Source organism: Stappia sp. P2PMeth1 (assembly GCF_900185735.1).
Lineage (GTDB): Bacteria > Pseudomonadota > Alphaproteobacteria > Rhizobiales > Stappiaceae > Stappia.
The window spans coordinates 76,099-100,603 of sequence record NZ_FYAW01000040.1 but is presented as its reverse complement, the minus strand read 5'-3'; the positions used below and the strand labels follow the sequence as shown (position 1 = coordinate 100,603).

The window sequence follows — 24,505 nt, the reverse complement described above, 5'->3', positions numbered from 1 at the left end:
GCCCGCCCATGCGCATCCATTGTCCCTGCTGCGGGCCGCGCGGCGTCGCCGAGTTCTCCTATGGCGGCGACGGCACCGTCCGCCGGCCGGATCTCTCCGTCACCGACACCGACGCCCATGTGGCCTATGTCTTCGAGCGGGAAAACCCGCGCGGGCGCCATGTCGAGCTCTGGCACCATATCGGCGGCTGCCGCCACTGGCTGCTGGTGACGCGCGATACGCTGACCCACGAGATCAGCAGCGTCGAGATGGCCGGGCGCTTTGCCGGCGAGGCCGCGCGCATGCCGGGAGCGGGCGCATGAGCGGCTACCGGCTTCCCCAGGGCGGCAGCCATCTCGACCGCTCGCGGCCGCTCGCCTTCCGCTTCGACGGCGAGCCGATGCAGGGCTTTGCCGGCGACACGCTGGCCTCCGCGCTGCTCGCCTCCGGCCGGGTGCTGGTCGGCCGCAGCTTCAAGTACCACCGCCCGCGCGGCGTCATGGGCGCAGGCCCCGAAGAGGCCAACGCGCTGGTCGAGCTGCGCGATGGCGCCCGGCAGGAGCCCAACACCCGCGCCACAATGACGGAGCTCTATGGCGGGCTGGAAGCGGCCAGCCAGAACCGCTGGCCGTCGCTCTCCTTCGACATGATGGCGGTCAACGACCTGCTTTCGCCGCTGTTTTCCGCCGGTTTCTACTACAAGACCTTCATGGGGACGGGCCAGGCGACTTGGCATTTCTGCGAGCGCTTCATCCGCAAGGCGGCGGGCCTCGGCCGCGGCACCCATCTTGCCGATCCCGACCGCTACGAGAAGACCAACGCGTTCTGCGACGTGGTGGTGGTCGGTGCCGGACCCGCCGGCCTGATGGCCGCGCGCGCAGCGACCGCCGCCGGCCTGCGCGTCATCCTGGCCGACGAGAATGCGAAGCCGGGCGGCCGTCTCTTCGAGGACGGAGTGCAGCTCGACGGGCTGGAGCCGGCCGAGTGGATCGACGGGGCCTTGCGCGAGATCGAGGCGGGCGGCGGGCGCATCCTGCCGCGCACCAGCGTCTACGGTTATTTCGACGGCAACGTGCTGGGCGCGGTCGAGCGGGTCGCCGACCACAAGCGCAAGCCGGCGCCCTTCGAGCCGCGCCAGCGCCACTGGACCATCCACGCCCGTCATGTGGTGCTGGCGACCGGCGCCATCGAGCGGCCGCTGGTCTTTTCCGGCAACGACGCGCCCGGCGTCATGCTGGCCTCCGCCGGCCTTGCCCATGCGACGCGCTACGGCGTTGCCGTCGGCGCGTCGGTCGTCGTCTTCGCCAACAATGACGGCGGCGCCCGCACCGCGATCCAGCTTGCCGATCTCGGCGTGTCGATCAAGGCGGTGGTCGACCCGCGCCGCGAGATCGACCCGGCCCTTGCCGCAGCCCTCGGCGCGCGCGGAATTCGCCTCGAAACCGGCGCGGTCGTTGCCGCGACCAAGGGGCGCAAGGCCTTGGCCGGCATCGACATTCGCGGCTTCGATCCCATCTCCGGCGCGCTCGGCGCCAATGTCATGCAGCCCGGCTGCGACGCGCTTCTCGTCTCCGGCGGCTGGACGCCGAGCGTGCATCTGGCGAGCCAGGCGGGCAGCGCGCCGGTTTTCGACGAGGCGCTGCAGTCCTTCGTGCCGGGCAGCGCCCGCGAGGCCTGGACGGCGGCGGGGGCCTGCGCCGGCATGCTCGACCTTGCCGGCTGCCTTGCCGCGGGCCTCGAAGCCGGCCGGACAGCGGCGAACGCCTGCGGAAAAACGGCAGAAAACCGCGATATTTCGCTGCCCACGCTGTCGGGACAACTGGCCGGCGCCGAGCTGCCGTTCCCGCTCTTCGACGTGCCGGCGACCGGCCGGGGCAAGCGCTTCGTCGACTTCCAGCACGACGTCACCGCGGACGACGTGGAGCTTGCCAATCGCGAGGGCTTCCGCTCGGTCGAGCACCTGAAGCGCTACACGACGCTCGGCATGGCCGCCGACCAGGGCAAGACCTCCAACGTCAACGCCATCGCCCTGATGGCGCGGGCGCGGGGCTTGACCGCGCCTCAGGTCGGCACCACCCGCTTCCGCATGCCCTGGACGGCGGTGACCATCGGCGCGCTGGCCGGCCGCGAGACCGGCCATCACTTCGCGCCGGTGCGCCGCACGCCCTTGCACGACTGGCACGTGGCCAAGGGCGCGGAGATGATGACGGCGGGCCTGTGGATGCGCCCGCGCGCCTATATCGGGCCGGGTGAAACTTTGCGCGATGCCTATATCCGCGAGGCGACGGCCGTGCGCCAGAGCGTTGGCATCGTTGACGTTTCGACGCTGGGCAAGATCGATGTGCAGGGCCCGGACGCGGGCGAATTCCTCAACCGGCTCTACACCGGGGGCTTTGCCAAGCTGCCGGTCGGCAAGGCGCGATACGGCGTCATGCTGCGCGAGGACGGCATCATGTTCGACGACGGAACCGCCTGGCGGCTGGCGCCGAACCGCTTTCTCGTGACCACCACGACGGCCAATGCCGGCGCGGTGCTGGCCCATATGGAGCACTATCTGGAGGTGGTCTGGCCGGACCTGCGCGTCCATGTCACCTCGGTGACCGACCGCTTCGCCGGCATGGCGGTGGCCGGGCCGCAGGCGCGCAAGGTGCTGCAGGCCGCGCTCGCCGAGGGCGACGTCTCGGCCGAGGCCTGCCCGCATATGGGGATCGTGCGCGGGCGCATCGCCGGGGCGCCGGTGATGATCGCGCGGCTGTCGTTTTCGGGCGAACTGGCCTACGAGGTCTATTGCGACTGGCCGGCCGGCCTTGCCGTCTGGGAAGCGCTGATCGAGGCCGGAAAACCCAATGGAATCATGCCCTACGGCATGGAGGCGCTGGGCACGCTGCGCATCGAGAAAGGGCATATAACCGGCGCTGAAATGGACGGGCGGACGACGCTCGCCGATGTCGGGCTCGGCGGCATGGCGTCGCGGAAGAAGCCGTATGTCGGCTCGACGATGACCCAGCGACCGGCCTTCGTCGATCCGGAAAGGCCGGTTCTGGTCGGGCTGGTGTCGCGGGACGGGCAGGCGATCCGCGCAGGCAGCCACTTGACCCTGCCCGGTGGAGGGGCGAGTCTGGGCCATGTCACCGCCGTGACCTGGTCGCCGGCGCTTGGCGCCAACATCGCGCTCGCCTTCCTGTCCCGTGGTCGCGACCGCCACGGCGAGGTGCTGGAGGCGGCCTTCCCGCTGAAGGACGAGCGGGTGGCGGTGACCGTCGCCGATCCCTGCTTCTATGACCCCGACGGGAGCCGAATGCATGTCTGACGTCAGCAACGAGCAACCCCGAACCGAGCCCCAAACGACGGTCGCAAGACCGGTGGTCGGCCGGCTGGTGCCGGGCGAGGCGGCGGGGGCGGAGCCCCCGACGCTGACCCTCAGGGAGCTTTCCACTGGGGCGCTTCTGGAAGTCGGCGCATGGCCTAACCATCTGGAAAAAGTAACGAAAACCCTCTCGGACCTGGCCGGAACGACCCTGCCGGGACGGCCCGGCCGCTTCACCGAAAGCCCGTCCGCGCTGGTCTGCTGGATCGCCTTCGGCCGGTTCATCTATCTCGGCGCGGAGGCCGGCGAGACGGCCCGCGTCGACGGCGCGCTCGAGGCGGAAGACGCCGCGGTGGTCGATCTCGCCGGCGCCCGCCGGATCGTCCGGATCGAGGGCGAGGCGGCGTCCGAGGTGCTCAACAAGGCGGTCGCCATCGACTTCGACCCGGCCGCGTTTCCGGCCGGAGCGCTGGCGCAATCGGTGATCCACCAGATCCCGGCGGTGATTCTGCGGCGCAGCGAAACGGTGTTCGACGTGCTGGCGCCGTCGAGCCTTGCCGATGCGCTGATCGACTGGATGACCGACGCGGCGCTGGAATTCGGCTACCGGGTCGGCGAGCCGGGCGCGGTGCTGTAACGGCCCCAGAATCACGGAGAATCACGGAAAATCGCGCGAAAAACCCTGCAACCCGTTGAGATTGCAGGGGTCTCAATTTTCGAGACGAATTTTGCAAAATTCCGTCTCAATTCGCCCGATTTTTGAGAATGCCGTCTCGAAATCGGCGTTCGGCGGCAAACGGCGCGTGCGAACGCGACGCGCGCCCAAAAAAACGGTCCGAGCCCCCCCAAAGACCCCCTGCCGGAGGCCCCCAGAGGCTCCTGCCGGACCCTAGACGTTGCTGTCGGGGAACTCGGCCTTGCGGCGGGCCATGAAGCCGATCAGGGCGTCGTCGATCGCCGGGTCGAGCGCCGGCGCCTCGTAGTCGGCGAGCATCTGCTTCCACTTCCGGTTCGCCCGCCAGGCGGCGTCCAGTCCGCCATCGGCGCTCCACTGCTCGAAGGAGTTGTTGTCGGCGATCTCCGAGCGATAGAAGGCGGTCTCGAAATTGCGCTGGGTGTGCAGGGCGCCGAGGAAATGCCCGCCCGGCCCGACCTCGGCGAGGGCGTCCATCGCCTGCGCTTCCTCCGACAGGTCGATGCCCTTGGCCAGGACATGCATCATGCCGAGCTGGTCGGCGTCCATGACGAATTTCTCGTAGGACGAGCACAGCCCGCCCTCCAGCCAGCCGGCGGCGTGCAGGCAGAAGTTCACCCCCGACAGCAGCGTCGCCAGGATCGTCTGGGCGGATTCCTGCGCCGACTGGGCGTCCGGGGTCTTCGACGAGGTGAAGGAGCCGCCGGAGCGGAAGGGCAGGCCGGCGCGCCGCGCCAGCTTCGCCGCGCCGTTGAGCAGCAGGCTGCCTTCCGGCGAGCCGAAGGTGGGCGCGCCCGACTGCATCGAGATCGACGAGACGAAGGCGCCGAAGACGACCGGCGCGCCGGGGCGCACGAGCTGGGTCAGCGCGCAGCCGGCCAGCGCCTCGGCCAGCACCTGCGACAGGGTGCCGGCGACCGTCACCGGGCTCATCGCGCCGGCGAGGATGAAGGGCGAGACGATGCAGGCCTGGTTGGCCGCCGCATAGACCTTGAGCGCGCCGAGCATGGTCGCGTCATAGACCAGCGGCGAATTGGCGTTGATGAGCTGGATCATCACGCAGTTCTGGTCGACGAACTCCTTGCCGAAGACCAGTTCCGCCATGGCGACCGAATCGCGCGCCCGCTCCGGCGCCGTCACCGAGCCCATGAACGGCTTGTCGGAATATTTCAGATGGGCATAGACCATGTCGAAATGCCGCTTGTTGACCGGCAGGTCGACGGGCTCGCACACCGTGCCGCCCGAATGGTGCAGCCAGGGCGAGGCATAGGACAGTTTCACGAAATTGCGGAAGTCCTCGATGGTGCCGTAGCGGCGGCCCTTGTCGAGGTCGGTGACGAAGGGCGGGCCGTAGACCGGCGCGAAGACGGTGTTGTTGCCGCCGATGACGACGTTGCGCTCCGGGTTGCGGGCGTGCTGGACGAATTGCGAAGGCGCGGTCTTGATGAGCTCGCGCAGCATGCCTTTCGGAAAGCGCACGCGCTCGCCCGAAACCTCGGCGCCGGCCGCCTTCCAGATCGCGATGGTCTCGGGATCGTCGCGGAATTCCAGGCCGATCTCGGCCAGCAGCCGGTCGGCATTGGCCTCGATCAGCTCGGCGCCCTCGTCGCTGAGAATGTCGTAGACCGGCAGGTTGCGGGAAATATAGGGCAGGGCGCCGGCCGCCTGCGATCCGCGCCGCTTTTCCGTCCTTGCCGCCCGGCCGCGCCGTCCGGCGCGCGCTTCCTGGTCACTCATCCGCTGCAAGTCCTCTGCGTAGCTGCCGACTGCCGATTCTGCCCGTCACTGTGCGCCGGGCGCGCGCCCGCCTGCGGCGCGAAAGCGTCGTCGGTTTCTCTAAAAGCGTCATGGGTGCGCGCTGCATTGCGGGGACGGGAGCCGGCCGCGACCGGGCATCTTTGGCCCGCGTGTCGTCGCGGGGATGGTGGCATGACGCAATCAGGCCATTGGGGGACGCAAATCGTGGCAATACTGCCGGCGAAGGGGCAGGCCGGCGCGCCGACCCGCCCAGGCCCGCAGGCAAGAAGGGTGGACAATGTCGGCGTTTCCGGACAAGGCACAAATCGTCATCATCGGCCTCGGCGGCATCGTCGGCGCCTCGGTGGCGCATCATCTGCTGGAGCGCGGCTGGACCGATGTCGTCGGCATCGACAAGTCCGGCATCCCGACCGATATCGGCTCCACCGCCCATGCCTCCGACTTCTGCTACACCACCAGCCACGACTACCTGTCGGTGTGGACGACGCAGTATTCCATCGATTTCTTCGAGAAGATGGGCCATTACGCGCGCATCGGCGGGCTGGAAGTGGCGCGCACCGGCGACGACACCTGGATGGAGGAGATCAAGCGCAAGGCGAGCTCCGCCAAGGCCTTCGGCACCCGCGCCCATCTGGTGACGCCCGCCGAGATCAAGCAGAAGTTCCCCTTGATCGAGGAGGAGATGGTCCAGGGCGGGCTGTTCGACCCGGATGCCGGCCTCGTGGTGCCGCGCTCGCAGACGGTCGCCGGCAAGCTGGTCGATGCGGGCGAGAAGACCGGACGGCTCAGGGCCTTCGCCAACACGCCGGCGCAGTCGCTGATTGTCGAGGACGGGCGGATCGCCGGCGTCGTCACCCATCGCGGCACGATCCGCGCCGACCACGTCATCGTCTGCGCGGGTCTCTGGGGCCGGCTGATCGCCGAGATGGTCGGCGAGGATCTTCCCGTGATGCCGGTCGACCATCCGCTGACCTTTTTCGGGCCGTTCAACGAATTCGCCGGCACGGGCAAGGAGATCGGCTATCCGCTGCTGCGCGACCAGGGCAATTCCGCCTATATGCGCGACACCGGCGACCCGAAGACCACCGAGGGCGGCCAGATCGAGTGGGGCTATTACGAGACCGACGAACCGCGCCTGTGCCACCCGCGCGACCTGCTGGAAAAGCACGAGGCGCGGCTGTCGCCCTCGCAGCGCGACCTGGAGATGGAGCAGGTGATCGGCCCGCTGGAGCGGGCGATGGAGCTGACGCCGATCCTTGGCGAACTCGGCTACAATGAGAGCCACTCGTTCAACGGGCTGCTGCAGGTCTCCGCCGCCGGCGGCCCGTCCTGCGGCGAGAGCCAGAAGGTGCGCGGCCTGTGGTACTGCGTCGCGATCTGGGTGAAGGACGGGCCGGGCTACGGCAAGCTGATCGCCGACTGGATCACCGACGGGCGCACCGGCATCGACCATGCCTCGATCGACTATTCCCGCTTCTATGCGCACCAGTTGACCGAGAGTTTCATCGAGGGCCGCTGCCGCGAGGCGGCGCAGAAGATCTATTTCCCGGCGATCCACCCGCGCGAGCCCTATGCGACCGGGCGGGGCGTCAAGCGCTCGCCCTTCCATGAGCGCGAGGTGGAACTCGGCGGCTATTTCATGGAGCTCGGCGGCTGGGAACGCGCCCATGGCTACGCCGCCAACGAGCACCTGCTGGACAAGTACGGCGACCGCGTGCCCGAGCGGCACAACGAGTGGGACAACAGGCACTTCTGGCGGGTGTCGAATGCCGAGCACCTCGCCATGAGCGAGGACTGCGCGATCATCAACCTCTCGCATTTCTACATGTTCGAGGTCGAGGGTCCGGACCATGTGGAGCTGCTGGAATGGCTCTGCGCGGCGAAGATCGGCGGCGACGGCAACATCGGCAAGGGCATCTACACCCATTTCCTCGACGACGAGGGCATGGTGCGGGCGGACCTCACCGTGATCCGCATGGCCGACCGCTGCCGCATCATCGACGGCGCCGATGCCGGCCCGCGCGACCTCCACTATGTCCGCCGGACGGCGCAGGACCGCGGGCTCGACGTCACCGTCACCGATGTCAGCGAGCGCTATACGACCATCGGCATCTGGGGGCCGAATGCGCGCGACAGGCTGAAGCAGGCGGTGGCCGATCCGGCCGGCCTCGAGCCGGAGGCCTTCCCCTTCGCGGCGATCCGCGAGATCGAGATCGCCGGGCGCAAGGTGACGGCGCTGCGGCTCTCCTATGTCGGCGAGCAGGGCTGGGAGCTGCATATGCGTTACGAGGACGGGCTCGCCGTCTGGGACGCGCTGCGGGCGCTCGGCATCATGGCGGCGGGCGTCGAGACCTATGCCAATTCGCGGCGGATGGAGAAGTCGCTGCGCCTGCAGAACGCCGACCTGCTGACCCAGTACAATCTCTACGAGGCCGATCTTGCCCGCCCCAAGGTCAAGGAGGCCGACTTCCGCGGCAAGGCGAAGCATCTGGAGTACCGGTCGCGCGGCTACCAGCCGGCGATGCTGTGCACGCTGGTTATGACCGACAATGTCGATGCCGGCGGCACGCCGCGCTACCCGGTCGGCACACTGCCGGTGATCGATCCGGCGACCGGCAAGACCCTGGTCGATGCGCTCGGCCGGCTCTCCTACACGACCTCCATCGCCTATGGCCCGACGGTGGGAAAGAACATCGCGCTCGCCTATCTGCCGCATGAGTTCGCCAGGGTGGGTCAGAAGCTCAGTGTGGAGTATTTCTCGGAAACCTTCCCGGTGGAGGTCGCCGGCGTCGGCTACGCGCCGCTCTACGACCCGCAGAACCTGAAACCGCGGAGCTGAGGCGGCCGCCGGGGGGGACAGGGGGGAGACCGGAGTGCCTGCCATTGTGTGTGCTCGCAGGCCCCTCCGTCGTCATCCCGGCCGCAGAGCCGGGATCGGCGAGCCACGGCGGTCGCGGGTTCGGCCCGGAGCGTGCCTCATACGCCCTCGGCTCGCCGATCCCGCATCTCCGCTTCGCTGCGTGCGGGATGACGCGGGGAGAGATCGGCGCGCACCAACTCCGGCTCTGGCAGCCAATGGGCACCGGGTCGCGCTTACGCTTGCCCGGTGTGACGGCTGAGGGGATGCGAGGTCGGGCCTTCTCCTCGGAGGTCGTCCCGGCCAAGCGCAGCGCCGAGCCGGGATCCATTGGCGACCTCGGCAGGCGTGAGGCGGGCGGCTTTGCGGGTCGTGCCGGAGGCCTGTTCGGAGGGTCCTCGCCGCCGCTCTGGGAACCAATAGGCCCCGGCTCTCCGGCTTCGCCTGCGGCCGGGGTGACCTCGGAGGGTGGGACGGCGGCGCTCGCGCTTGGGCGACGGCCGAAGGTGGGGTGATGGTGGTGGGGTGATGGTCTTGGGGGAGAGGGGAGTGCTGGACTGAGCCCAGTCCGTCAGCCTGTGGCTTGCATTTTCTGCAACTCGGTACAACCATGGCGGGATGACATATTTCGTCTACATTCTCGCCAGCCGACGGCGCGGCACGCTCTATGTCGGTGTGACCAATGACCTTGCCCGGAGGATCTTCGAGCATCGGGAACGGCAAGGCGAGAGTTTCACCCGCCGGCACGGCGTCGGCCGCCTCGTCTACTATGAGGAGTATTCTTCCATCAACGAGGCGATTGCCCAGGAAAAGCGGCTGAAACGCTGGAAGCGGGAATGGAAGATCCAGGCGATCGACGCCTTCAATGCTGAGTGGGAAGACCTTTACGAGCAGCTCAACATGTAGCCGGGCGAGAAGGGATGATGCGTTCTTGGTGAGGCGCTCCGGTTGCCCTTTTCTCAGGCTGTCGTCCCGGCCAAGCGCAGCGCCGAGCCGGGACCCATTGGCGACCTCGGCAGGCGTGAGGCGGGCGGCTTTGCGGGCCGTGCCGGAGGCCTGTTCGGAGGGTCCTCGCCGCCGCTCTGGGAACCAATAGCCCCCGGCTCTCCGGCTTCGCCTGCGGCCGGGGTGACGGCTGAGGGGATGCGAGGCCGGGCCTCCTCCTCGGAGGTCATCCCGGCCAAGCGCAGCGCAGAGCCGGGATCCATTGGCGACCTCGGCAGGCGTGAGGCGGGAGGCGTTGCGGGCCGTGCCGGAGGTGGGCTCGGCATGCCGTCGCCACCGCTCTGGGAACCAATAGACCCCGGCTCTCCGGCTTCGCCTGCGGCCGGGGTGACCTCGGAGGGTGGGGTGACGGCAGCGGGGCGACGGCGGTAGGGCGACGGCGGTAGGGCGACGGCAGCGGGGCGGCGGCGGTAGGGCGCTCGCGCTTGGGCGACGGCCGAGGGGGGAGAGGAGATTTCGCAAACGAAAGGGCCGCGGGAGTGTCCCGCGGCCCTGATAGTGTGGCGAGTGCCCGAAACCCGAGGCGAGTGCCCAAACGCGAGGCGAGTGCCGAAACGCGAGGCGAGTGCCCGAAACGCGAGGCGAGTGCCGAAACGCGAGGCGAGTGCCGAAACGCGAGGCGAGTGCCGAAACGCGAAGCGAGCAGTCCGATCAGGCCTCGCCGTCCGGAGCGTCGCTATCCGGAGTGTCGTTGCCGGGAGCGTCGTCGCCCGGAGCCTCGTCGTCGCCAGAGGCGTTGCCGCTGTCGCCCGGCGCGGCGGAGCCGGAGGCCGGGGTCTCGCCCGCGCCAGCCTGGTCGAGCGCCGCCTCTTCCGCGTCCTCCTCGTCGGAGACGCGGCCGACCGAGACGACTTCCTCGCCTTCCGCGGTGTTGAAGACGATGACGCCCTGGGTGGCGCGGCCGGCGATGCGGATGCCGTCGACCGGGCAGCGGATCAACTGGCCGCCATTGGTGACGAGCATGATCTGGTCGCTGTCTTCCACCGGGAAGGAGGCGACCAGCGGGCCGTTGCGCTTGGTCACCGCCATGGCGGTGATGCCCTTGCCGCCGCGGCCCGTGACCCGGTACTCGAAGGACGAGGACCGCTTGCCATAGCCGTTTTCCGAGATGGTGAGGATCACCTGTTCGGTGGCGCTCATCGCCGCGTAGCGCTCTTGCGTCAGTTCGCCCGCCGGCACGCCCTCGTCCTCGCCGCCAGCTTCGCCGTTCGTCTCGCCATTCGCCTCGTCGGCCTCGCCGCGCATCAGCCGGCGCAGGCGCAGATAGGCGCTGCGCTCGTCCGCCGTGCAGTCGAAATGACGCAGCACCGACATGGAGATGACGCTGTCGCTGTCGGCGAGATTGATGCCGCGCACGCCGACCGAATTGCGGCCGGCGAAGACGCGCACATCGGTGACGGGGAAGCGGATGCACTGGCCGAGCGCCGTGGTCAGCATGATGTCGTCATGCTCGGTGCAGGTGAAGACGCCGACGATGCCGTCGCCCTCGTCCAGCTTCATCGCGATCTTGCCGTTCTTGTTGATCTGCGTGAAGTCGGACAGCTTGTTGCGGCGGACGGTGCCGCGCGTCGTCGCGAACATCACGTCGAGATTGCCCCAGGTCTCCTCGTCCTCCGGCAGCGGCATGATCGAGGTGATCTGTTCGCCCTGTTCCAGCGGCAGCATGTTGACCAATGCCTTGCCGCGCGAGGTCGGGCCGCCGAGCGGCAGGCGCCAGACCTTCAGCTTGTAGGCGATGCCGCGCGAGGAGAAGAACAGCACCGGCGTGTGCGTGTTGGCGACGAACAGGCGGGTGACGAAATCCTCGTCCTTGGTCGACATGCCCGAGCGGCCCTTGCCGCCGCGCCGCTGCGCCCGGTAGGTGTCGAGCGGAACGCGCTTGATATAGCCGGCATGGCTGACGGTGACGACCATCTCCTCGCGCTGGATCAGGTCCTCGTCCTCGAGATCGGCGCCGCCGTCCATGATCTCGGTGCGGCGCGGCGTCGCGAACTCCTCGCGGATCGCCGTCAGTTCCTCGCGGATGATGTCGAGGATGCGCGAGCGCGAGCGCAGGATGTCGAGATAGTCGCGGATCTCCTCGCCGATCTTGTTGAGCTCGTCGGCGATCTCGTCGCGGCCGAGCGCGGTGAGGCGCTGCAGGCGCAAATCGAGAATGGCGCGGGCCTGCTCCTCGGAGAGCTTGTAGGTGCCGTCCTCGTTGACCATGTGGCGCGGATCGTCGATCAGGCGGATGAGCGGCTCGACGTCGCGGGCCGGCCAGTTGCGCTCCATCAACTGGGCGCGGGCGGTGGCCGGGTCCGGCGCGGTGCGGATCAGCGCGATGACCTCGTCGATATTGGCGACCGCGATGGCGAGACCGACGAGGACATGGGCGCGGTCGCGCGCCTTCTTCAACAGGAAGCGGGTGCGCCGGCCGATCACCTCCTCGCGGAAGGCGATGAAGGCGGTGAGCATGTCCTTGAGGCCGAGCTGCTCCGGCCGGCCGCCGTTCAGCGCCACCATGTTGGCGCCGAAGGTCGATTGCAGCGCCGAGTAGCGGTAGAGCTGGTTCAGCACCACGTCGCCGACCGCATCGCGCTTGAGTTCGACGACGACGCGCATGCCGGAGCGGTCCGACTCGTCGCGGATGTCGGAAATGCCCTCGATGCGCTTTTCGCGCACATGCTCGGCGATCTTCTCGATCATCGCCGCCTTGTTCACCTGATAGGGGATCTCGGTGATGACGATGGCGTAGCGGTCCTTGCGGATCTCCTCGATCTCGGCGCGGCCGCGCATGACGATGGAGCCGCGCGCGCTCTCATAGGCCGAGCGGATGCCCGAGCGGCCGAGGATGATGCCGCCGGTCGGGAAGTCGGGACCGGGGACGATCTCCATCAGCTCGGCGGTGGTCATCGCCGGGTTTTCCATCAGGGCGATGGCGGCGTCGATGACCTCGCCGAGATTGTGCGGCGGGATGTTGGTCGCCATGCCGACGGCGATGCCGCCGGCGCCGTTGACCAGCAGGTTCGGGAACTTTGCCGGCAAAACGACCGGCTCGCTCTCCGAATTGTCGTAGTTTTCCTGGAAGTTGACGGTCTCCTTGTCGATGTCGTCAAGGAGGCGCGCGGAAACCTTCTGCAGCCGGCATTCGGTGTAGCGCATGGCCGCGGCCGGATCGCCGTCGACCGAGCCGAAATTGCCCTGGCCGTCGATCAGCGGCAGGCGCAGCGAGAAGGTCTGCGCCATGCGCACCAGCGCGTCGTAGATCGCGCTGTCGCCATGCGGGTGATATTTACCCATCACGTCGCCGACCACGCGGGCCGACTTGCGGTAGGGCTTGTTCCACTCGTAGCCGTTCTCGTGCATCGAGTAGAGGATGCGCCGATGCACCGGCTTCAGCCCGTCGCGCACATCCGGCAGGGCGCGGCTGACGATGACGCTCATGGCGTAATCGAGGTAGCTGCGCTTCATCTCGTCGGTGATGGAAACGGGCCGGATGTCGGACGGCAGGCCGCCCGACGGTGCGTTCGTGTCCCGATCGGTCAAGAGATCTCTCTCACTTGTTGAATCTGTCCCGGTCTTATAGCCGATTCCGCGCTGCCAGCCAAATCCGCCAGGGCATTTCGCGCTGCGAAAAGGCAAGATAAAACAGTGGCTTGTCAGTTGCCCAAGGGAAAGTTCGGACACGGGCCGGCGCGCCCGCGTCCACAGGGCGTCTTTTGGCTGATATAAGGGGGCTGGACGAGTCGCGCGGGGGGCTTGCGCAATGCTGGCGGACTATCTCATCAATGCCTTCGCGACGCTGTTCGTGACCATCGATCCGGTGGGGCTGGCGCCGATGTTCCTGGCGGTAACGGCGGGCGCCACGGCGGCGACGCGCCGACGCATCGCCCTGCGCGCGACGCTGATCGGCGGCGCCATCCTGTTCCTGTTCCTGGTGGCCGGACGCGGCGTTCTCGGCGTGCTCGGCATCTCCGTGCCGGCCTTCCAGATCGCCGGCGGGCTGCTGCTGCTGATCATCGCCATCGAGATGGTGTTCGACAAGCGCAACCGGCGCAAATCCGAGACGGCGGAAAAGGCGGTGTCGCAGCACGCCGCACACCAGGAAGAGCTGCATGACGTTGCCGTGTTTCCGCTCGGCATCCCGCTGATCGCCGGGCCGGCGGCGATCTCCGCCGTCATCCTGCTGTCGTCGCAGGCGGTCGACACGGTGTCCTATCTCGGCCTGGCGCTGGTGATCCTGGTGATCATCGGCAGTTGCTTCGTCGCCTTCCTGCTGGCCGACCGCATCGAGCGGATGATGGGCGACACCGCCGCCATGGTGGTGACGCGGCTGCTCGGCGTGCTGCTGGCGGCGCTGTCGATCCAGTTCATCGCCGACGGCATCCGCGCGATGATCGCCGCCGGCTAGAACCCGTCCCAGGGTTATTGCAGCAGGCGGTAGACGGTCGGATTGTCCGGGCAGGCTTCGAAGCCGCATTCGAGGAGCGTGCTGACGCCATTCGCCGCCGCCATCGCCAGCACCAGCAGCACCGCAATGAGCGGCAGGCCGGCAAGGCGGACGGGCGCGCTGCCGGCGGCACGCGGCTCCTCGCCGGGCGCGCGCAGCACCAGCATCAGGGCGCAGGCGGCAATCGCGACGACGAAGACGACAAACGCCCAGGTGTAGAAATGCAGGCCGAGAAAGGGCGCGCCATAGCCGGCATCGCCCGGCTGGATATGCAGCAGCACCTGGCGCATGGCAAAGCCGGCGCCAATGAGCCCGGCAAGGATCGTCACGCCGTAATGGGCGGGCCGGGGGCCGCGCGCGACATTCAGCACCGGGCCGATGGCGAGCAGCAGGAAGCCGGCGCGCTGCAGCAGGCAGAGCGGGCAGGGCAGCTCGCCCTTGGCGAACTGGTCGAGAAAGGCGACGCCGAGCACCGCCGAGATGGCGAGAAGGGCGAGGGCATTGAGGGTCGTCTCGAGAGAGCGGGAGATCATGGCGCGCCCCTTCAGAACGACAGCGGCAGCGGGTCGGTGGCGTGGTGCAGGTAGACCAGCACGGCGGCGACGAAGCTCGCCGCGGTCAACAGGCCGGCAAGGCGCATGGGGCCGAAGGCGGCGGCGGCAAGGGCCGCGAAGAGCAGGGCGAAGAGGGCGGCGAGATACATCGGGCAGGGCCTTTGGGATCCGGGACCTTGGATGTCCGGGTGGGGAACCGGGTGCGAACTCCGGGGAGATTAGACGATTCTCGCCCGCGCGCCGACCGGCGCCGGGCCGGGCACCGAAACGGGCTCTGAAACGGGCTCCAGAACGGCAAAGGCGACGCCTGCGGGATGCAGCGCGTCGCCTTTTGCGGTGTCGGGTCGTCGGCAAGCGGCGCCCGTTTTAGTATCGGATCGCCGGCATGCGGCGCCCGGTCAGGAACTGGAGGGGATGCGCTCCAGGACCGAGGTGTTGGCGGCCGGCTGGCGGGTCTCGACGGTGGTGAACTGCACCTGGCGCATCGACCGGTTACCGCTGAGCGCGGTGGCGCAGTCGGCCGACCAGTTGCCCCAGCTCTGGCCGCGGCACTCGGCGGGCAGCGCGGAGGCGGCGCGGTCGGTCTTGGGCGCCGCCATCTCGCTGCGCACGGCGCCGGCCGAGGCGGTCTGGATGGTGTGGGCGATGCTCACCAGGCCGCCGAAGACGGCCAGCGCGGCAACGGTGGCGATCGCCAGGTCCCGCAGGCGGTGAGCATAGGGCTCGCCATGGTCATGAAGGAAGGTCATTGTCGTCACGTCCCTGCTTATCGTTTCTCGATGACCCCACACTGAGGCAGAAACGGCAAGGAAACCGTGACGCGGATCACGAACCGGAGGGTTGCGCCGGCAGGGCGGGGGTGCCCGTCGCCGGCTCGGCCATGACCGGGTTCTTCTCCGGCACGGTGCCGGCGAAGCAGTCGGGATCCTCCTCGCGGAAGATGATGCCGCCGCAGACCGCCTCAACGGTGCGCGCGATGGCTCGCTCCTCCTTGCCTGACAGGATAACGTGCTCCTGGGCAAAAGGTTGCAGGGTGGCGGCGGACTTCGCCGCGGCGTCGACATCCGAGGCGGCCAATCCGGCCCCGAGCGTCGCAACCAGCAGCACGACGCCGGCGCCCCACAGGGCGATCGGAGTCGATAGCTGATGAATTTTGTGAATCGTCATCATGCACTGCCATATGGTCTGTCCGGGCGGACTTGGCAAGGCTTTGCCGGATCATCTCCGCGTGAACGGTCTGCGCTGTTTTTGTGAACGATTGCAGAAGCTTGCCCTTGAGCCGGCCATGCTTTCGCATGCCAGCCATGCGCCAGGCGCATGCCGGTGCCGTCGGGGTCATGCCTGTACGGAGGCGGACTGGCGAGGGTTGCGCCCTGCTTTTCCTGCACTCCCTGATCTGCAGATGGGACGGGGACGGGCCGACGGCAAGGGGGGCGGCGCTTTTTCGGGGCTGCGCGCGCGAAGGGGATGAGGCGGGCGGCTCCGGCGACGGGGCTTGGTCGGGTCAGTCCCGCTCGGACAGGCCGCGGGCGACCGCCCGCCCCGACAGCACTGCGCCATGCACCGTGCCGAAATGGGCGGCCGAGGCCGCTTCTCCCGCAAACCAGAGCTGCCCGTCCCAATCCGCACCGGCAAGCGCCCGCCGCGTCGCGGGGCTGGTTCCGACCGCATTGAAACTGTAGCTGCCGAGCGCGTATCGATCCTGCCCCCAGCGGGTGACCTGCGCGGCGCGCGGCGCGGGAAAGCGCGCGCCGAACATCGCCCGCAGACTGTCGCGCGCGGCGGCGACGGTGTCGCGGTCGCTCATCCGCTCGATCTCGGCCGCCGGATCGGCGGCATTGAAGCCCAGCAGAACGGGGGCGCGGAGCGCGCGCGCCAGCGACAGCCACTCGCCCCAATAGCCCGCGCGCGGGCCGAGCCAGCCGATCCAGTCCACGTCGCCGGGCCAGCGGACCCGGTCGAAGCGCAGCCAGCACTTGTTCAACAGCCCCAGTCCCAGCCCGTCGATCGCCGCCTGCCGGTCCCGCGCCAGCGGTTCGGCAAAGCGCACGCGGCCCGAGCGCAGCACGCCCAGCGGCAGGGTGCAGACGATCCGCTCCGCCGCGATCCGGCTGCCGTCGGCGAGGCGCACGGAGCCCGGCGCGATCTCGCTCGCCTCGGCGGAGAGGCGAATGTCCAGCCCGCGCGCCAGATGCGCGGCGATCCGGTCGAACCCGTCGGGAAACAGCATGTCGGCCCCGTCGAACGCCTCGCCGTCCCGCCCGTGCCAGGCCGACAGGAGCCGCGCCGGACCGCCATATTCCTGTTCCAGCGTGCTGTTCACCAGATAGGATACCAGCCGCCGCAGCGGCGCCTCGGCGCCCTGCCAGTCGGCGGAGGCTTCGAGCGCCCGCGCCACCGAGACATCGTCCGGCAGCCGCTCGGCCGCCGCCAGCGCGCGGCGCAGGATGCGCTCGGCCGGCCGCAGGTCCGGGTCGATCTCCGCCCCGTCCGGGCCGAGCAGCAGCGAGGCGTCGTAACGGGTCGCCACCAGCCGCGCCCCGGCCTCGCGCGCCAGAGCGGTCAGCGGGTTGCCGCGCTGGCCGTGGATCCAGCTCGCCCCCAGATCCATCGGCAGATCCGCCCAGAGGCGCGAGGTGACGACACGCCCGCCGATCCGCGCGCGCGCCTCCACAACCGTGACCGCATGTCCGGCCTCCTGCAGGGCCCGCGCCGCCGAGAGCCCGGCCATGCCCGCGCCGAGGACGAGGACGCGCTGCGGCGCCTGCGCGCGCGGGCCGCCGCCGGCCCCCCATGTCGCCACGGCGGCGAGCCCGGCAAGGACCTGTCGTCTGTTCGGCGAACTGCTCATGACCGCACCTCCCGCCTGCCGCCGCCGGATCGCGCGCGTCTCCCCAGGGGACCGGGTGTCTCCGGCGCGGCCCGCCGGGAGCTTGCACCGGGATGGGCGGGCGCGAAAGCGCAAAGCGCGCGGCGACTGCCGGGCGCGCCAGGACGGGGAAGGGGAAGGGGAAGGGGGGAGAGGGGAGAGGGAGAGGGAGAGGCGGACGGGCCGGGAACGCCGGCCGGGAACGACATGCCGCGAACGACAGGCCCCGAACGACATGGCGGCGGGCCGGGGGACCCGCCGCCACGCTCTTCGAGAGTGTCCGAGGTCAGGAGGGCCGGATCACTCTGAAACGCGGGTTCGCGTGAGAATGGTCGTGGTGCCGTCGCGCGCGGCGAGCGTCCGCCAGGGCGGGGCAGAGGCCGGATCGACGCCGCGGGCAAGATCGGCGCAGCCCTGCGCCGCGTCCTGCATCGTGCTGCCGGCGCAGGCGATCTGCACCGTGCGCGCCATGCGGTCGCCCTTCTTCGCGGTGTTGACCAGATGCCCGGGGCTGAATGTCAGCCCGCCGACGGCGAGGGAGACGGCAATGGCGGCGAGGCCGCCAAGGCCCAAAGCTGCGATGCCACGCATGATGCGCCTCCTATTGCTTGTGGGCAACAGTCTAGCAGAAAAGCGAGGCGAGATACAGAAATTCACAGGAAGTTGCGCGACGGCAACGGGGAGGGTGACGGGCGCGGCGCTTTTGGCGGCCCTAGCGCTTTCGAGACCCTCTGTCATCCGATGCCGCCCCGAAATACGGCGCTGTCAGGTGACAGAGGGTCTCTGGACACACTGTGAAATTCAGAGGGAGGCCCTGCGGACATTCCCGATAATGTGTACGTTTCCGACATTCGATGATCCGAGGTTTGCAGGGCAAAGTTCCGCTCCTACTATAGAATAGGGGGGTGTTCCACTCCCTGTGTAGGTAACCGATTTGATTGCTCCAGATGAGAAGCCTGCAATCAAGTTGCTGGAGATCAAAACGTCTTTGGGAGTTGAACTGGCCACGCCGATCCCGAGTGTCGTTTGACGGATCACATTTCCCGTAGCGTTAAGGTCGCTCGTATATGTGTTGGTTCCAAGCACGAGGCCGAAGTGCGTGTTTTGAATGGAGTTTCCTATCACTGCGGTATCGGCCTCGACGTAGATACCTGAGCCGCTCGTTCCATATGAGCCACCGCTATAGGTTATGGTCCTGACCGTGATATCGCGCACGACATTGTTCGAAATGGTCGAAAATCGTCCGTTGAAGTCGAAGTTGACTACGGAAATACCAGCGCCGCCGCCATAGACGACATTGCTTGTCACTGTTGCTCCAAACTCGCCAACAGAGATCCCAACCGTCTCAACGTATAGCGCGGTCTCGCCAGATCCACGGCAGATATTTCCGGTCACGGTAATCTGGGACGTTACATTGCTCCGGATGGCCGAAAATTCGCAGTCCGAGACATCATTTCCCTCGATCACGACGTTTTCGCAAAGATAGGTAAGAATGCCGTTGCCTTCAGCGCCCGTAGAAGCCGGATTGGTGCGGCTGACAGCCCATGTATCATCGGATATAAGCTTCTCGACCTTGTTGTTAACGACAGATATATTCTTGTTAATCTTGACGCTGCCGGAGGGCTCGAAGGCGATTCCGTTGCGTCTGCAACGACGAACAACGTTGTTCTCGACCGAGACGTTGGTTGAGGCTCCCGGTGAAAAATGCAGGGCGTAGTCCTGATCCTCGAAGCGGCTGTCACGTACATTGGCCCCATCGGTCGCAATCACGCCAATGGACTTCAGCGCACAGTTGGCAAATTCGCAATCGGTAACCAACAGACGGCACTCGTTCACACCGATGCCGCATTGCGTGGAGTTTATGAACGTACACGTGTTGAAATCGGCCTTGCTAATCAGCGAACCGCTGTCTTTGCGCATGTTCACCAAGCCCTGCGACGGCTGCAACAACGTATCGTTGGTGAACGATTGGCCGTCGCCATCGAAGATGATCCCATAGAACTCAGCCTTCTCGAAGGCCCCAAGATACAGGATCCCCGAGGCTCCGGCCGTCATGCGAAAAGTGACTTTGCCAGGAACGCCTCGAACCGAGATTGGCCCCGTAACCGAAATATTGGCGGCGTTATAGACTCCTGGCCGTGCGACGAGAGGCAAGCCGTTGCTGACCGCTTGATTGAAGATGGCTTGCAGAGATGCGCTGGTGGCTCCAGAGAATGTATTGTCATCCATTACAATGGCGTCGTCGAGTATGCGGTAGTAGGCCATTTGATGGCTCCTTGATCAATTATGAGAATGTAGAGAGCATTATGCTATTGGAATGAACTGCTTCCATGGCGCAGGGCTCAGCGCGGCGTCAGCAAGCGTGTGGTATCATTGGTAATCCATGGAATTATCGCGTGGCAATTGTGAGATGACGAAGGATTTTTCAAATAAAAGCCGAATGAAACCTGGCAGTTCTGGCAGGAACGCCGAGAGGGAGACGGAAGACGTCTCGCCGAAGCGTCACATCAGGCGAAAGGGAATGCCGCTGAGCAGCGCCCGCACATAGCGGCGCTTCTGGTAAAGCCCGTTCAGGGACACGCGGGGCAGCAGCATCCAGTCCTGGGTTTCCGCAGGATCGACAACCCCGGGCTGGGTGGTGACGCCGACCGTCAAGCCGGCCCGGCGCGCCGCGGCGGCCTCGCGGGCGGTGCAGGCCCGCTTCCATCCGTAGGGATAGGCGATCGTTCGCGGCTGCACGCCCGTCCAGTTCGTGATCGCTTCGATGGGCTCGACGATCTCCCGCTCGAGACGGTCGGCATCGACCCGGGCGAGGTTGCAATGCGAGACGGTGTGAACGCCGAAGCGGGCGAGCGGATCGGTCTTGGCGAGCCGGCGCAAGGCATCCGCATCCATCACCTGCTCTTCAACGATCGCGGCAGGGTCGACGCCCTGCGCGGCCGCCACGTCATTCAGCCGCGCCACCGCTGCGTCTTCATCGATCGCTTCGATAAAATCCGCGAGCCGGAGAAAGGCCGCGTGCTTCTGCGCGGTGGTGGCGCAGACAACGGTCTCGATGCCGGCGCCGAAATCGAACGCGAACCGGTCGCAGGTCCGCGTCAGCTCCTCGGCGGTTTCCCACCACATGGTGTGGGTGCGCTCGACCAGACCCTTGGTGATGAACAGCGTATACGGGACGCCGTGCCTGCGAAACACCGGCGCGGCATGCTCGGCGTTGTCCCGGCAGCCGTCGTCGAGGGTGAAGGCGACGTAGCGCTCGCCATTCTTCGCCGCGGCAACCGCATCGGGAAGCTCGTCGAGCGCGAGCGGAACGTATCCCCTTTCCCTGGCCTCACGAATGGCCGCGTCGAGGAACTCCGGCGTGATCGAGAGCAGCGCGTTCGGCTCATAGGGCCGGTTGGTGGCCGGGCGCACATGATGCAGCGTGAAGACCATGCCACGCCCGGCCGCGCCGGGAAGCAGCCTGTCGGCACCTGTCAGCGCGATCGCTTCAAGGCCGGCGGTGATCATCGCCCGCTTGAGGTTCGGGGTCATCGTGGTCCAGGCTCTGGCTCAGGCAAAATCGAAATCGATCAGTTGGAAACGGTAGAAGTCGAGCGGTCCGCGCTCGGGCGCAAAGTCGCGCATCTGCAGGAGCATCGGCGAGGGCCGCACGCGGTCGGGCAGGCGAAGGCCCGGAGCGGCGGGAAGCGCCCGGTTGAGGCCGGCATAGACGAACAGCGGTCGGCGCCAGAAGGCGCAGGCGGCGCGCGTCACCGCCCTCACATCGGCTCTTGCGGGCGCCGCGCCCGTGGCGCGCAGAAAGGCCGCGGCGAGCGTGTAGGGCAGCTTGCGGCTTTCCCGCGGCGAGGAGATCAGCAGCAGGTCGTCGGTGGCATGGACGGCGTAGGTGTATTTGTGACCGCACAGCCGCTCAAAAAGCGAGGGCCCGTCCCATGGCACGCCGGTTTCGCCTGGATCGGTCGCATAGCGGTCGAAGATGCTGACGAAGTGGTCGCGGCGTTGCCTGTCGAAGGGCTCGTGGACGGTCACGCGCTTTGAACGCGCCGGGATGGCAAGGCCCATCCTGAGTTCGAGACGCAGGAAGGCTTTCAGGTTGAAGAACCTTTCGTTGACCGGCAATGCCTTGGCATTCGGCATTCCGAAAGCGAACCTGAAGCCGTGCGCAGCGAATTGCCGCCCGACCTCATCATAGAGCATCTGGATACGTTCGCGCCCGCGCCACTCCTTGAGGATGAACAGATCGACCAGGGCTGCGGCCTTTTCCGGTCTGCCGTTCACCAGCACCGTCTGATGCACCAGGGCGATCTGGCCGATCTTTTTCCCGGTCTCGACCTCGGTCAGGCGGACAACGGTGGTGCCATCGGAGAAACAGTCCTCGTACAGCCATCGCACATGGTTTGGATCAAAGACGATATCAGGCGATGCGAATGCTTCCGTCGCAAGCCGCGCCGTCTCCGTATAGTCGGGAGATTCTTCAACAGATACACTGATCACTCAAGTTTATCCTTGCATCCTCACAACCAAGGATAGGCAGATTGTCTTACCATCGACTTAACTGCGCCATGCCTTTTGTGCCATCAGCAGGCCGCTGCGACGTGAGGTCTATACCACCCGGAATGCGACAGTCTGTGCACAGACGATAGTCACCCGACAGTGCCGCGTTGTAAAACGGTTTCGGCGGCACGGGGTCAGGCGCGCATTGGAGCCTGTCCGGTGCGGCCGGCGCTGCAGCCGACCCGGTCGGGTCACGTCGTGCCCCGCCAGTCCGGCGGCAGCCGGAAGGCGGCGACGAGGCGGCTTTCTCCCGCGCGGGTCAGGTGCAGCGCACGGCTTTCCGGCGCACGGGTCAGCCAGCCCCGCTCCAGCACCCTGTCCAGAAGCGCGGCGCCGAGCTGCCCGGCGATATGCGGGCGGCGTTCGCTCCAGTCGAGGCAGGTTCGGCACAGCGGGCGGCGGGCGCGAAGGGAGGCGACGTCGATGCCGAGCGTGCCGAAGAAGCCGCGCCCGCTCTCGGTGACGAATCCGGCCTCGTCCGACAGGACCAGGTGGCCGTCGCGCACCAGAGCGTCGGCGACGGCCAGCGCCAGGCGGCCGGCCATGTGATCGTAGCAGGTTCGCGCCAGGCGCAGGGCCTCGTCCTTCGGCCCGACCGGGCGATGCCGCTTCGGCCCGCCGGACGCCACCGCCATCAAGGCATGGATCGCCTGGGCGACCTCGGCCGAGGCCAGCCGGTAATAGCGATGCCGCCCCTGCTTCTCGACGGCAAGCAGCCGCGCCTCCGTCATCCTGGCGAGATGGCCGCTGGTCGTCTGGGGGCTCACCCCGGCATGGCGGGCAAGCTCCCCCGCCGTCAGCGCCTGGCCGCCCATCAGCGCGGCCAGCATGTTGGCCCGTGCGGCGTCGCCGATCAGGCTCGCCACCTCCGCGATCGTATTGCCGGATGCGATGTTCACCATGCCGGCAGGCATAGCATCCCGGCCGGCCGGTGTCAGTCGCCGACAGTTCGGCGCCGGCCGAAACATCCGCCGCGAGAACCCCGCTAGAACTCCGCTAGAACCGGGCATCGGACCTGTGGCGGAAAGGCGGATCATGCCAAGACAAACGAACATGCCAAGACAAACGAACATGACGGTGGAACTGGCGCTGCTGCTGGTGCTGTCGACCGTGTGGGGCGCGTCCTACAGCTTCATCAAGGTGGGGGTCGAAACCATCCCGCCGGTGACGCTGATCGCGGCGCGCACCCTGATCGCCGGGGCGGTCCTGCTGGCGGTGCTGCGCTGGCGCGGCCTGCGCCTGCCGCGCGACCGGCGGACATGGGGCCGCTTCCTGGTTCAGGCCTGCCTCAACAGCGTGGTGCCCTTCACGCTGATCGCATGGGCGCAGCAGACCACCGACGCCGGGCTCGCCACCATCCTCAACGCGACGACGCCGATCTTCGCCTTCCTGCTGACCGTGCTGGTCGTCCGGCACGAGGCGGTGACCGGCCGCAAGCTGTTCGGCGTCGCCGCCGGGCTGGTCGGCATCTGCCTGATCATTGGGGTCGAGGCGCTCGGCGGGCTCGGCCGCGAGCTGCTGGCGCAACTGGCCATCGTCGCGGCCTCCGTCTGCTATGCCGGGGCGGCGATCTTCGGCAAGGGGTTCAAGGATCTCGATCCGATGATGCCCGCCGCCGGATCGCTGATCTGCGGCGCCTTCGTGCTTGTCCCGGCGAGCCTGCTTGTCGACCAGCCGTGGCGGCTGGAGCCCAGCTCCGCCTCCGTCCTCGCGCTGATCGCCCTTGCGGTGGTCTCCACCGCCCTGGCCTTCGTGATCTATTTCCGGCTGGTCCAGACGCTCGGTTCGGTCGGCACCACGGCGCAGTCCTATCTGCGCGTCCCGATCGGGGTGGCGATCGGCATGGTGTTTCTCGGCGAGACGCTGAGCCCGACGGCCTGGATCGGGCTGGGCTGCGTCGTCGCCGGTGTCATCGCCATGACGCTGCCCGCCCGCCGCCGCGCCGCCGCTACCGCATGACGAAGGAGCGCCAGGCCGTGCCGTCCTTGTCGATCACGCCCTCCTCGGTCATGCCGAGCTTCAGCGCGACCTGGACGGAGCCTCCATTGTCCGGGTGGATTTCGGCGACGACCCGGTCGAGCGCCAGCGTGCCCAGTGCATGGGCAAGGACCGGCCGTGCCGCCTCGGTCGCAAGGCCCTTGCCCCAGGCGCCGCGGATAAAGCGCCAGCCGATCTCGATTTCCGGGCCGATGCCGTCGCAGGGGATCAGCAGGATCCAGCCGAGGAAATGCTCCGGCCGCTCGCGCGGGACCACCGACCAGTAGCCGAGGCCCCGCCCGTAATCGGCCTCCATCCGCCCGCGCACGAAGGCCTCGTGGCCGGCGGGATCGGACCAGGGGCGCGGCACGAACCGCGTCACCTCGGGATCGCGGTCCATGGCAAGGCAGGCGGGCAGGTCGGCGAGGCTGCGCGGCCGCACAGTGAGGCGGGCGGTGTGGAAGGTCGGCAGGGTCGGCATGGTCGGCATTGGGGGGATATCTCGTCGTTCGGTGG

At 67.7% G+C, this 24,505-nt stretch carries 20 protein-coding genes; 7 read left to right on the top strand and 13 right to left on the bottom strand.

Annotated features, from left to right (window positions below; genetic code table 11):
* The first annotated feature begins 8 nt into the window (after positions 1-8).
* Genes P2PM1_RS22090 through P2PM1_RS22080 form a run of 3 tightly spaced genes read left to right on the top strand, consistent with a single transcriptional unit; the run spans position 9 to position 3,923 of the window.
* On the top strand, positions 9-302 hold the full coding sequence (locus P2PM1_RS22090; protein WP_186400574.1) for a sarcosine oxidase subunit delta: 294 nt from the start codon (positions 9-11) through the stop codon (positions 300-302).
* Positions 299-3,289 (top strand): sarcosine oxidase subunit alpha family protein, encoded by a 2,991-nt coding sequence (locus P2PM1_RS22085; protein ID WP_186400573.1) that lies wholly within the window; start codon positions 299-301, stop codon positions 3,287-3,289. The genes P2PM1_RS22090 and P2PM1_RS22085 overlap by 4 nt, the downstream gene beginning before the upstream one ends.
* Positions 3,282-3,923, top strand: coding sequence for a sarcosine oxidase subunit gamma (locus P2PM1_RS22080; RefSeq protein ID WP_186400572.1), 642 nt, complete (start codon positions 3,282-3,284; stop codon positions 3,921-3,923). The genes P2PM1_RS22085 and P2PM1_RS22080 overlap by 8 nt, the downstream gene beginning before the upstream one ends.
* 252 nt (positions 3,924-4,175) lie before the next feature.
* Here P2PM1_RS22080 and P2PM1_RS22075 read toward each other — a convergent pair whose 3' ends face one another.
* A complete protein-coding gene (locus P2PM1_RS22075) occupies positions 4,176-5,717 on the bottom strand; it encodes a trimethylamine methyltransferase family protein (protein ID WP_186400571.1) in 1,542 nt (513 codons plus the stop codon).
* 298 nt (positions 5,718-6,015) lie between these two features.
* Here P2PM1_RS22075 and P2PM1_RS22070 point away from each other — a divergent pair, with 298 nt between their 5' ends.
* Together P2PM1_RS22070 and P2PM1_RS22065 are read left to right on the top strand one after the other, a co-directional pair.
* Positions 6,016-8,577, top strand: a complete 2,562-nt coding sequence (locus tag P2PM1_RS22070; RefSeq protein ID WP_186400570.1) for an FAD-dependent oxidoreductase — start codon at positions 6,016-6,018, stop codon at positions 8,575-8,577.
* A 636-nt stretch (positions 8,578-9,213) separates the two neighbouring features.
* Entirely contained in the window at positions 9,214-9,501 is a 288-nt protein-coding gene (locus tag P2PM1_RS22065; protein WP_186400569.1) for a GIY-YIG nuclease family protein, read from the top strand.
* A gap of 750 nt (positions 9,502-10,251) precedes the next feature.
* Here P2PM1_RS22065 and gyrA read toward each other — a convergent pair.
* Complete coding sequence (gene gyrA, locus P2PM1_RS22060; protein WP_208985383.1) at positions 10,252-13,053, bottom strand: DNA gyrase subunit A; 2,802 nt, start codon at positions 13,051-13,053, stop codon at positions 10,252-10,254.
* A gap of 295 nt (positions 13,054-13,348) precedes the next feature.
* On the opposite strand from gyrA, the gene P2PM1_RS22055 reads away from it, so the two are divergent.
* A complete protein-coding gene (locus P2PM1_RS22055) occupies positions 13,349-13,993 on the top strand; it encodes a MarC family protein (protein WP_208985376.1) in 645 nt (214 codons plus the stop codon).
* A 14-nt stretch (positions 13,994-14,007) separates the two neighbouring features.
* Here the strand turns inward: P2PM1_RS22055 and P2PM1_RS22050 are convergent, their stop codons facing one another.
* The 10 genes from P2PM1_RS22050 to P2PM1_RS22005 form a co-directional block, all read right to left on the bottom strand.
* On the bottom strand, positions 14,008-14,565 hold the full coding sequence (locus P2PM1_RS22050; RefSeq protein ID WP_186395053.1) for a disulfide bond formation protein B: 558 nt from the start codon (positions 14,563-14,565) through the stop codon (positions 14,008-14,010).
* Between the two features lie 11 nt (positions 14,566-14,576).
* A complete protein-coding gene (locus P2PM1_RS22045; RefSeq protein WP_186395052.1) occupies positions 14,577-14,735 on the bottom strand; it encodes a DUF5993 family protein in 159 nt (52 codons plus the stop codon).
* Positions 14,736-14,984: 249 nt separating this feature from the next.
* Entirely contained in the window at positions 14,985-15,335 is a 351-nt protein-coding gene (locus tag P2PM1_RS22040; protein ID WP_186389884.1) for a hypothetical protein, read from the bottom strand.
* A gap of 76 nt (positions 15,336-15,411) precedes the next feature.
* Positions 15,412-15,756 carry a hypothetical protein gene (locus P2PM1_RS22035; protein WP_186389883.1) on the bottom strand — a complete coding sequence of 115 codons (345 nt, stop codon included), beginning with the start codon at positions 15,754-15,756 and terminating at the stop codon, positions 15,412-15,414.
* Between the two features lie 334 nt (positions 15,757-16,090).
* Positions 16,091-17,437 carry an FAD-dependent oxidoreductase gene (locus P2PM1_RS22030; RefSeq protein WP_186400567.1) on the bottom strand — a complete coding sequence of 449 codons (1,347 nt, stop codon included), beginning with the start codon at positions 17,435-17,437 and terminating at the stop codon, positions 16,091-16,093.
* 318 nt (positions 17,438-17,755) lie between these two features.
* The gene (locus P2PM1_RS22025; protein WP_186400566.1) at positions 17,756-18,046 is read right to left on the bottom strand and encodes a hypothetical protein; all 291 of its coding nucleotides are present in this window, start codon (positions 18,044-18,046) and stop codon (positions 17,756-17,758) included.
* A gap of 210 nt (positions 18,047-18,256) precedes the next feature.
* Positions 18,257-19,720 (bottom strand): TIGR03808 family TAT-translocated repetitive protein, encoded by a 1,464-nt coding sequence (locus P2PM1_RS22020; RefSeq protein ID WP_186400565.1) that lies wholly within the window; start codon positions 19,718-19,720, stop codon positions 18,257-18,259.
* A 237-nt stretch (positions 19,721-19,957) separates the two neighbouring features.
* A complete protein-coding gene (locus P2PM1_RS22015; protein ID WP_244301596.1) occupies positions 19,958-20,965 on the bottom strand; it encodes a polysaccharide deacetylase family protein in 1,008 nt (335 codons plus the stop codon).
* Between the two features lie 42 nt (positions 20,966-21,007).
* Positions 21,008-21,850, bottom strand: coding sequence for a hypothetical protein (locus P2PM1_RS22010; protein WP_186400563.1), 843 nt, complete (start codon positions 21,848-21,850; stop codon positions 21,008-21,010).
* Positions 21,851-22,203: 353 nt separating this feature from the next.
* Positions 22,204-22,914 (bottom strand): helix-turn-helix transcriptional regulator, encoded by a 711-nt coding sequence (locus P2PM1_RS22005; protein ID WP_186400562.1) that lies wholly within the window; start codon positions 22,912-22,914, stop codon positions 22,204-22,206.
* Between the two features lie 151 nt (positions 22,915-23,065).
* Between P2PM1_RS22005 and P2PM1_RS22000 the strand changes: the two genes are divergently transcribed.
* Positions 23,066-23,971 (top strand): DMT family transporter, encoded by a 906-nt coding sequence (locus P2PM1_RS22000; protein ID WP_244301594.1) that lies wholly within the window; start codon positions 23,066-23,068, stop codon positions 23,969-23,971.
* On the opposite strand, the gene P2PM1_RS21995 is transcribed toward P2PM1_RS22000, so the two are convergent.
* Entirely contained in the window at positions 23,961-24,479 is a 519-nt protein-coding gene (locus P2PM1_RS21995) for a GNAT family N-acetyltransferase (protein WP_186400560.1), read from the bottom strand. The genes P2PM1_RS22000 and P2PM1_RS21995 overlap by 11 nt on opposite strands.
* Between the last annotated feature and the right edge of the window lie 26 nt (positions 24,480-24,505).